Here is a 9,991-nt window from a genome sequence, read left to right as displayed (position 1 = left end):
GCGAGCCCTGCCGCCACGCCGGCCTCGGCCAGCGCCTCGACCAGCAGGAAGACGTAGGCCGGCCCCGAGCCCGAGACGGCCGTGACCGCATCGATCTGCGCCTCCGCGTCGAGCCACTCGGTGAGCCCCGCGGCAGAGAGCAGCGCCTCCGCGACGGCGCGCTGCTCGGCCGTAACCTCGGCGCTCGCCACCGCCCCGGTCGCGCCCCGCCCGACGCTCGCCGGCAGGTTCGGCATCGCCCGCACGACGGCCCGCGCCCCGGGCAGGCGCGCCTTCAGGTCCGCGATGGTCTTGCCAGCCAGGATGGACAGGACGAGCGTGCCGGGGCCGACGAGCGGCGACAGCGCGACTGCCGCGGCCTCCAGGCCCTGCGGCTTGATGCCGAGCACCATCACCGCGGCCAGCGCGGGATCGGCCGGGTTGAGCGCGATGCCGCGCTCCGCGCAGAGCGCGGCGATTGCACCGGAGGGGGCCGGATCGAGGATCGTGACGGCGCGCGGGTCGAGCCCGGCCTCGAGCCAGCCGGCGAGCATCGCCCCGCCCATCTTGCCGGCGCCGACGAGGGTGAGAGAGGCGGGCAGGCGTCCGATGGCGGTCATCGTGATCGAAAAATCCTCAGGCCTCGCCCTCGGTCTCGAACAGCACGGCGTCGAGGGCCTCGCGGGCCGTCTTGCCCGCCCAGAGCACGAACTGGAAGGCCTGATAGTAGCGCTCGCAGGCATCGACCGCCGACTTCATCAGCGTCGCGCATTGCGGATGGGTGGGGATGACGCCGCCCGTGAGCAGCAGCGCGTGGCGGAACATCACCACGTTGTCGCTCGACCAGAGGTCGAAATGGCCGATCCAGAGCTGCTCGTTGACCAGCGCGATCAGCCGCAACACCTCGACGCGCTGGCGCTCGGGCACCTTGAGATCGAACGCGCAGGCGACGTGCAGCGCCTCCATGTCCTCGATCCAGGTGAAGGCGAGATGGTAGTCCGTCCAGCGCCCGGGGCTGGTGACGGACATCTCGTCCGTCTCCGCCCGGTCGAAGATCCAGTCGCGCAGGGAGGCCAGGCGCTCGACCACGTCGAGCGGGTGCTCGATCCGGTCCTGGTCTTCGATGTCGACGTGAAGCTGGGGCATGACGATCCGGACTGGCGGCCGGGGTCTGGCCGCAGTGGCATGGTGTTGGTGAAGCAACCGGGCGTCCAAACGCGCCCCAACGCAGTAAAGCTCGACCATTCGGGGTCTTGAGCGATGATGCGAAGGATCACGTGTCGGCGGTCATCGGTGCGCTCGGGCGAATCAGAACCTGACCGACTATAGACCGGGCGGGAGTCGCGACACAAAGCGGGCCGCCCGCCCGGTGAACAGGAAACGGAACCGGCAGCTCCGCTTCCCTGTGCAAAAGCCGAAGCGCCCGGCCGCTCGGCTCAGACGCCCTCGCTCGCGCCCGCGGAGGCCGTTCCGGGCTTGTCGCCGAGCTTCGCCTCGAGGGCCGTGACGCGGGCGGCCAGCGCATCGTTCTGGGTGCGCAGCGTGCTCACGAGGTCGCGCAGCACATCAACCTCCTCGCGCGAGGCGATGTCCATGTCGCGGATCAGGCGCTCGAACTGGGCGCGGACCACAGTCTCGGCCTCCCGGCGCACGCCCTGCGCGGCCCCGGCCGCATCGGTCATCATCCGGGCGAAGTCGTCGAACAGGCGGTTGGAGGGGGGCATGGTCGTCTCCCGGAAAGCCAGAGATGCGGCGTGCATGTCACGCGGGCGGCCGTGAAGGGAATCCCGCGCGGCCGCGGCAATCTGCCTGCATCCACAGGCGCCGCTCCGCCAGCCCCCGAATGGAAACGGGGCCCCGAAGGGCCCCGATCCGACGCGCGAGCGCGCTGCTTACATGTTGCGCATCATGTGCCGCCGCATCATCCGGCGCTCCATGTGTCGACGCATGGCGCGGCGCTCCATCCGACGCTCGATGTGACGGCGTACCGCCCGACGCTCCATGCGCCGCTCCATCGGCGTCATCTGGACATGGGTGACGGCGTCGGGCGCGCTCACGCCCGCGGGCATCCCGGGAGCCGCGGAGGCCGGGCCGGCAAGGGCAGCGGCACCCATCGCGGCGGCGACGGCGAAGGCGAAGGTCAGTTTCCTCACGGGAGATTCCTGGTCTCGAATGTCCGGGCGCGGCACCCGGTTCATCCTCCCGTTCGGGAGGTTCGGAGCAGTTTCTCGCGCCCGAGCGGGCACGGCGGACCTCCGCAGGGGTCCGCCGTGCCCAACCCTTCAATCAGAGATTGGTTTCCTCGAAAGCCTTCACCCACTCCGCGCAGATGCCGGAGCGGACGATGTCGTCGCGGGTGAACTCAACCACCGGGATCGGCATCATCCGGCTCTTCACGAGGTGGATCACGGTGCGCAGGCCGGAGGTCTCGCGCAGGTCGGTCTGCGAGACGTCGCCGTTGATGATCACCTGGCAATCGTCGCCGATGCGGGTGAGGAACATCTTGATCTCGGCCGTGGTGGTGTTCTGCGCCTCGTCGAGGATCACGAGGCAGTTCTTGAAGGTGCGCCCGCGCATCACCTCGAAGGGCACGATCTCGATGTCGCCGGCCTTCAGCGCGATCTCGAAGGCGGCCTGGCCCATCCGCTCCTTCATGGCCTCCGTGAGCGGCGCCACCCAGGGAGCGATCTTCTCCTCGAGCGTGCCGGGGAAGAAGCCGAGCGAGCGGCCCGAGGGCACGTTCGGCCGCGTGATCACGACCTTGGCGATGCGGCGCTGGCGGAGCTGGTCGGCGGCTCGGGTTCCGGCGATGAAGGTCTTGCCCGTCCCGGCGGGCCCCAGAACGATGACTTGCGCGTGCTTGGCGAGGGCGTCGAGATATTCGCCCTGCCGGTCGGTCAGTGGTTGGATCGGACTTAAACAACGTTCCTCGTCGAACCGGGTCCGGTGCACCCGGGCACCGCGATCTTCCACCAGCTCGAGTCGTGCGCGCCGTCTTTTCATCGATCAACACTCCACCTGGACTTGCCAATCTGGAACTGTCACTGCGCTGTCGTCGTATACCTTTTATTCAGACCTGTTTTGCCTCTTGCACCTCAATGATGGACCATGTTCGTGGGTTCCATCTTGGCCCCAGATGCCTGTGCAAACCGGCACGAATCCGGCAAGCAACGACCGCACCAAGCCGGCGCAGACGCGCGAGCTTCAGCGCCGGCGTTGCATTTCGGAGACGATACTGAGGGAGGCGTCGGATCAGGCGCTCTGGCGCCGCGGGGTGGACACAGGATGACACCGCATCCGTCACGCCCTCGATCCTGACTCGCCGCGAGGCGATTCCGACCGGCCTTGCCGCCCTGAAAAGTCCGGGCCTGAACCGGCGGGACAGCTCACCCCGGCTGGAGGAAGCTGTCGAGCACCATCTTCCGGCCGGCCTTGTCGAAGTCAACCGTGAGCTTGTTGCCGTCGACGCCCGCGACGGTTCCGGGGCCGAACTTGGTGTGGAAGACGCGCTGACCGCCCTGGAAGGCGGAGGAACCGCCGGTGGATTTCGCCACCAGCTCGCCCTCGATCTGGCGGGGACCGCCGGAGCGCCCGCCGGGTGAAGCACCGAAGCCGCGCCCGCCGGTGGCGGCCTGCGCCCGCTGCCAGCCGGGCGTGCCGTAGGAGGACCCGAAGGGTGCCGGGTTGCGGTCGAAGCGCGAGGCGCCCGCCGAGAAATGCGCCGGGGCCTCCACCACGTCGACCGCGCTCTCGGGCAATTCGTCGATGAAGCGCGAGGGGATGGTCGAGGACCACAGCCCGTGGATGCGGCGGTTGACCGCGAAGGACAGCTTGGCGCGCTTGCGGGCGCGCGTCAGCCCGACATGGGCGAGGCGGCGCTCCTCCTCGAGCCCCGCGCGCCCGCTCTCGTCGAGCGCCCGCTGGTTCGGGAACAGGCCGTCCTCCCAGCCGGGCAGGAACACGGTGTCGAACTCGAGCCCCTTGGCGGCGTGGAGCGTCATCAGCGAGACGCGCTCGGCGCCTTCCGCCTCGGACGCCTCCATCACCAGCGAGACGTGCTCCAGGAAGCCCGCCAGATCCGGGAACTCCTCCATGGAGCGGACGAACTCCTTCAGGTTCTCCAGGCGCCCGGCCGCGTCCGCCGAGCGGTCCTTCTGCCACATCTCGGTGTAGCCGGACTCCTCCAGGATGGTTTGGGCGACCTCGGAATGGGGCTGGCTCTCGACGGAGCGGGCCCAGCGCGAGAAGCTCTCGGTCAGTGCCCGCAGCGTCGAGCGGACGCGCGGCTTCAATTCGTCGGTCTCGCAGAGGCGGCGGGCCGCGAGGAGCAGCGGCACCCGCTCGGCGCGGGCGTAGGCGTGGAGCTGCTGGAGCGTGGCATCGCCCAAACCCCGCTTCGGGGTGTTCACGATGCGCTCGAACGCGAGGTCGTCGGCCGGGTTGGCGGTGACGCGCAGGTAGGCCAGCGCGTCGCGGATCTCGGCCCGCTCGTAGAAGCGCGGGCCGCCGATCACCCGGTAGGGCAGGCCGAGCTGGACGAAGCGGTCCTCGATCTCGCGCATCTGGGCGGAAATGCGCACCAGCACGGCGATCTCGGAGAGCGGGTGCTTCCTGCCCTGCAGCCGCTCGATCGCCTCGGCGATCTGGCGCGCCTCCTCCTCCGAATCCCAGGCGCCTGTCACGGTGACGCGCTCGCCCGGCTCGTCGTCGGTGCGGAGCGTCTTGCCGAGCCGCCCCTCGTTCTTCGCGATGAGCCCCGAGGCGGCCGCGAGGATGTGCCCGGTCGAGCGGTAGTTGCGTTCCAGCCGCACCACCACGGCGCCCGGGAAGTCGTGCTCGAAGCGCAGGATGTTGTCGACCTCGGCGCCGCGCCAGCCGTAGATCGACTGGTCGTCGTCGCCCACGCAGGCGACGTTGCGGTGGCCCTGCGCCAGCAGCCGCAGCCAGAGGTACTGGGCGACGTTGGTGTCCTGGTACTCGTCCACCAGGATGTAGCGGAACCGGCTCTGGTAGGTCTGCAGGATGTCCGGGTTCTCGCGCCAGAGCTTGAGGCAGAGCAGCAGCAGGTCGCCGAAATCGACGGCGTTGAGCGTGGCGAGCCGGGCCTGGTAGGCGGTGTAGAGCGCGATCCCCTTGCCGAAGGCGAAGGCCTGCCCCTCGCCCGCCGGCACCTGCTCGGGGGAGAGGCCCCGGTTCTTCCAGCCGTCGATGGCGTGGCCGAGCGCGCGCGCGGGCCAGCGCTTCTCGTCCACGTTCTGGTCGAGAATGACCTGCTTCATCAGGCGGAGCTGGTCGTCGGTGCCGAGGATCGTGAAGTCGGATTTCAGCCCGACGAGCTCGGCGTGGCGGCGCAAGATCTTGGTGCCGATGGCGTGGAAGGTGCCGAGCCAGGGCATGCCCTCGCCCGCCGGCCCGATCAGCGTGCCGATGCGGTGCTTCATCTCCCGTGCCGCCTTGTTGGTGAAGGTCACCGACAGGATATCGTAGGGGCGCGCCCGGCCGGTCGCGATGAGGTGGGCGATGCGGGTGGTGAGCACCCGGGTCTTGCCGGTGCCCGCGCCCGCCAGCACGAGAACCGGCCCCTCCGTGGTCTCGACGGCGCGGCGCTGCTCGGGGTTCAGCCCGTCGAGATAGGCGGCCGCGTCGGGGCGCAAGGCCCCCATGGCGCGAGCCGAGATCGAGGTGGCGGCACCCTGGGACCCGACGGACCCGTCGGCTCTGGAAGCGGCGTGCGGAGGGTTCTGCATAGGTCCTCCCTGGACCAAAACGCGAACGGCGTCGAGGGCCGCGCCTGGGTCGTCGCGGGTTGGCCGGCCCATCCCACGGGATTTCGCGGGGGTCCCGCGGGTAGGCCGACGGCGAACGCGCCGGAACCGGGCCGGCGCTCGCACGTCGTCACCGCATACGATCACGGCAACAGGAGGATCGCCATGCGCCTCGCACACGTCACGCTCGCCGCCGCCCTCGCGCTCGCCGCCGGCCCGGCCGGCGCCCAGGTCCTGTCGAACCCGAACGCGACGAACCAGGCGCTCACCAGCGAGAGCACCGCGCGCGGCAATCAGATCGGTACCACGAGCCAGAACAACGCCGCCCGCATGGAGATGCAGCGCAGCCAGACCTCGCAGCCGCCCGCCCCGCCCACGGGCGCCGTGGGCGCGCCGCGGCGCTAGGACCGCAAATCCACCTCTCCCCGAACGGAGGCGGCGGTTGGCTCCGGTCATCACCGCCGCCTTCCCGGACGCCCGGTGCGTCAGCGGAGGGGAGCCGGCACCCCGCGCGAGAAGGCGCGCAGCGTCCGCCTCCTGCACCGTCGCTCAGGATCGAGCCGCTTCGCGGCACTTCCGTCTCTCGTTTCCGGATCACCCTCGACTGTGTTCCGGGCATCCGGGAAAAGGGCGCGCGCCATCGCTCGGGCGTGGTGCCCCGACGGCAACTGGCGCCGGGTGCCCCGCACCGTGCTATGTCCGCGCCGGGGCAAACGAAGCGCCCGCCTCCGGCGGTCCGCGAGCGGCTGTCCCGGAACCCGCCGCCGCGGGCGGGCCAGAAGCGGGACCAGACCGGTGCGTGACCTCCTGACCGCGCTCGCGGGCGCCGTCATCCTTGTCCTCGTCGCGGCGCTCGCCGTGCCGCCCCTCCTCGACTGGACGGCGCACCGCGCCCTGGTCGATCGGGCGATCGGCCGCTCGCTGGGCCTGCCCGCCCGCAGCGAGGGGCGGCTCGACGTGCGCCTGCTCCCCTCCCCGCGCCTGCGTCTCGACCGTCTGCGGATCGGCGGTGATGGCGAGACGCCGGGCCTCGACGCCCGCTTCGTGAAGGCCGAGATCGCGCTGACGCCGCTGCTCGGCGGCGAGATCCGCTTCACCGAGACCCGCATCGGCCGAGCCGAGGTGCGGCTGCCGGTCACCGGGGGCGAGGCGCTGCTGCTGCCCGCGGGCCTCGGCGAAACGTTGCCGGCGCGCGACCTCGCGATCGAGGACCTGCAGATCCAGCAGTTCCTGCTCACCACCACCGTGCCGGCGACGGGCCGCACCGACCAGCTCTACGCCGAGGACCTGCGGATCCAGGCCCCCGCGCTCGCCGGGCCCTGGCGGGTCGAGGGGACGAGCGCCGGGGTGCCGTTCCGGCTGGCGAGCGGCGAGGTCGGCGCCGACGGAAACCTGCCCGTCAAGCTCTCGGGCGGCGGCGACAGCCGCCCGCGCTTCGAGGCCGACGCGCGCCTCGGCCTCGTGCCCGCGCCCGGCCGCGGCACCGGTGGCCGGCAGGCGCTGTCGGTGCAGGCGGAGGGCACGGCCCGCCTCGTGGTCGGCCCGCCGACGCAGGCCGCGGGCGACTACCTGCCCTTCACGCTCGGCGGGCGCTTCAAGGCGCAGGGGTCGCAGGTCCGCTTCGAGGGGGTGAGCGCCGAGGTCGACCCGGCCGGGCGCGCGCTGCGCCTCTCCGGCAGCGGCCGGCTCGACCTGCGCCAGTGGCGCGCCGGCCTGCGCCTGGAGGCGCGCCGGCTCGACCTCGACGCCTTCCTGCTCTCGGGCGCGGGGCAGGCGCTGATCGCCCGCGGCCTGCCCAGGAAGGCCCCCGGCCTGCCGGTGCTGCTCGACCTCGACCTCGCGGTCGAGAGCCTCGCGCTCGGGCTGGAGGAATGGTCGGACCTCGCGCTCGCCGGCACCCTCGACCGCACCGGCGGTTTGGTCCTGCGCAGCTTCCGCGCGACCGCGCCGGGTGCGGCCGCGCTCACGGCGAGCGGGACGCTGGAGGTGGCGCCCGCGCCGCACTTCAACGGCCCGGTCACCCTCTCGGCGCCGCGCTCGGAGGAGTTCGGGCGCTATCTCGGCAAGCTCGAGCTGGATGGCCCGGCCGTCGCGGTGCTCGACGGGCGCCCGATATCAGTGAGCGCCACCGTCTCGGCCGCCGCCCAGACCCTGTCGCTGAGCAACCTCGACCTCACCCTCGGCAGCGCCCGGCTCACGGGGCTCGCCCGCTACACCGCCCCGGAGGGCACGGCGCGCGGGCGCTTTGAGGCGCAGATCGCGGCGCGCGGGCTCGACATCGCCGCGCTGCCGCCGCTCGGCGGCACCGTCGCGGCGCTCAGAGGCCACGATCTCGGCCTGACCCTGGAGGCAAGGGAGGTCCGCTACGGCCAGACCGGTTCGGGCGCGGGCACGATCGCGGCGCGCATCGCCTCGGACGGGCCGAGCCTCGTGGTGGACAGCCTGGAGATCCGCGATCTCGCGGGCGCCAGCGGCACGCTCGCCGGCCGGATCGGACCGGACGGGGCCGGAAAGGTCTCGGGTCGGCTCGCCGCCCCGGTTGCGGCCCCGCTCCTCACGCTGCTCGACCGGGTCTGGACCGGCGAGAGCCGGCTGATCCCGGCCTTCCTGCGGGCGGGCGCCCTCGACCTCGCGGTCGCCCTGGAGCGGGAGGCCGGCAGCAGCGACGCCCTGCGGGCGAGCGCCCGCGGCAGCGTGGCCGGAAGCAACCTCGACCTCGCGCTGACGAGCCGCGCCGGCCGGATCGACCGGGCCGAGATCGGCCTCGTCACGCCCCGGGCCGGCACTTGGTTCGCGCGGCCCGACATCGCCGGCCTGCAGCAGCCCGCGAGCCTGCGCATCCTCGCCACGCGCCAGCACGATTCGGGCTACGCCCGCGCGAGCGGGGAGGACGCGCTCCTCGCCTTGACCCTCGACGGCACCGTGGCGGGCCTGAGGCTCGCGACCACCAGCCCGCTCCGGCTCGACCCGGAGGGGCGGCCGGACGCGGGCGAGATCCGGGCGAGCGGCCCCGACCTCGCTCCCTTCCTGAGGCTCGCGGGCGCCACCGCCCTGCCGCCCGGTCCCTGGCCCGCCGACCTGACGCTGACGCTGGCGCACGACGAGGAGGCCCTGCGGGCGCGGCTCAGGGGCCAAGTCGCGGGGGCGGACCTGAAGGCGGACCTCCGGCGCGCGGGCGACGGGCCGGTGACGGGCAGCGTCGCGCTCGCGCGGCTCTCGCTGCCGCAACTCGCCGCCGCCCTGCCGGAGCCGGACCGGTCCGTGCCGGCGCCCCCCTTCGACCTCGACCTCCGGGCCGAGACGCTCGATCTCGGCCGCGGCCTCTCGCTCTCCGGTGCGGGCCTTAAGCTCGGCTTCGCCGACGCCGCGCTCGACCTGCGCGACCTCACCGGGCGCCTCGCCGACGGGCGGCTCACCGGAACGGCCACGCTGGCGCGGCGGACGGGCGGCCTCGCCGTCTCGGGCGAGGGCGCGCTGGAGGATGCGAGCCTGCCCGCTCTCTCCGGCGGCCCGCTCAGCGGCCGGCTCTCGGCCAAGCTCCGCTTCGGTACTTCCGGCGCGGATGCGGGCGCGCTCGCGGGCAACCTCGCGGGATCGGGCACGCTCACGCTGGCGGATCTCAGCGTGCCGGGGGCCGACCCGGGCGCGCTCGGGCGGGCGCTCGCCCGCGCGCTCGAGGCGGACGATCCCCTGCGCGAGGGCCGCCTCGCCCAGATCGTCGGCGAGGAGTTGAACCGGGCCGCCGCCCAGGCGCGCGAGCCCGTCTCGGCGCCCGCGACGATCATCGGCGGCGTGCTGCGGGCAGGCCCGCTCGACCTCGATCTCGGCCCGGCGCGCTGGAACGGCAGCCTCGCGTACGACCTGCGGAATGGCCGGCTCGACGCGCGCGGCACGCTCGCGGGCGGCGCGGTTCCCCGCGGCTGGAGCGCGGGCACGCCCGCCGCCGGGTTCGGGCTGACCGGACCGCTCGGCGCACCGGAGCGCGCGCTCGATACCGGCCCGCTCGCCACCGGCCTCGCCGCCGCAGTGCTGCAGCGCGAGTTGGAGCGGATCGAGCTTCTGGAGGCCGATCAGGTCGAGCGCCAGCGCCGCCGCGCCCGCATCGAGCTGGATCAGGCCCGCGCCGCCGCCCTCAAGGCCGCCGCCGAGGCCGAGGAGGCCGCGCGCCAAGCCCGGGTGAAGGCGCAGCAGGCCGCTGCGGAGGAGGCGGCCCGGCAGGCCCGGGCGCGCGAGGCCGAGGAGGCGAC

Annotated in this window: 8 protein-coding genes; 2 read left to right on the top strand and 6 right to left on the bottom strand. The window is 72.9% G+C overall.

Features of this window, described 5'->3' with window-relative positions:
- The 6 genes from AX737_RS19765 to AX737_RS19740 all read right to left on the bottom strand — a co-directional run.
- On the bottom strand, window positions 1–599 hold a 599-nt coding region (locus tag AX737_RS19765; RefSeq protein WP_066924357.1), incomplete at its 3' end, for a pyrroline-5-carboxylate reductase dimerization domain-containing protein.
- 16 nt (window positions 600–615) lie between these two features.
- Window positions 616–1,125, bottom strand: coding sequence for a YbjN domain-containing protein (locus tag AX737_RS19760; protein ID WP_066924356.1), 510 nt, complete (start codon window positions 1,123–1,125; stop codon window positions 616–618).
- Window positions 1,126–1,415: 290 nt separating this feature from the next.
- A complete protein-coding gene (locus AX737_RS19755) occupies window positions 1,416–1,703 on the bottom strand; it encodes an accessory factor UbiK family protein (protein WP_066924355.1) in 288 nt (95 codons plus the stop codon).
- Window positions 1,704–1,871: 168 nt separating this feature from the next.
- Window positions 1,872–2,132, bottom strand: a complete 261-nt coding sequence (locus AX737_RS19750; protein ID WP_066924358.1) for a hypothetical protein — start codon at window positions 2,130–2,132, stop codon at window positions 1,872–1,874.
- A gap of 133 nt (window positions 2,133–2,265) precedes the next feature.
- The gene (locus AX737_RS19745; protein WP_066924354.1) at window positions 2,266–2,982 is read right to left on the bottom strand and encodes a PhoH family protein; all 717 of its coding nucleotides are present in this window, start codon (window positions 2,980–2,982) and stop codon (window positions 2,266–2,268) included.
- A gap of 383 nt (window positions 2,983–3,365) precedes the next feature.
- Window positions 3,366–5,726, bottom strand: a complete 2,361-nt coding sequence (locus AX737_RS19740; protein ID WP_066924353.1) for a UvrD-helicase domain-containing protein — start codon at window positions 5,724–5,726, stop codon at window positions 3,366–3,368.
- 183 nt (window positions 5,727–5,909) lie between these two features.
- Here AX737_RS19740 and AX737_RS19735 point away from each other — a divergent pair, with 183 nt between their 5' ends.
- The gene (locus AX737_RS19735) at window positions 5,910–6,149 is read left to right on the top strand and encodes a hypothetical protein (RefSeq protein ID WP_066924352.1); all 240 of its coding nucleotides are present in this window, start codon (window positions 5,910–5,912) and stop codon (window positions 6,147–6,149) included.
- 390 nt (window positions 6,150–6,539) lie between these two features.
- The coding region (locus tag AX737_RS19730) for an AsmA-like C-terminal region-containing protein (protein ID WP_066924350.1) at window positions 6,540–9,991 on the top strand (3,452 nt) is incomplete at its 3' end.

It is taken from the genome of Methylobacterium sp. CCH5-D2 (assembly GCF_001556475.1).
Taxonomy (GTDB): Bacteria; Pseudomonadota; Alphaproteobacteria; order Rhizobiales; family Beijerinckiaceae; genus Methylobacterium; species Methylobacterium hispanicum.
The sequence above is the reverse complement of the archived record's forward strand: the minus strand, read 5'-3'. Positions and strand labels throughout refer to the sequence as shown.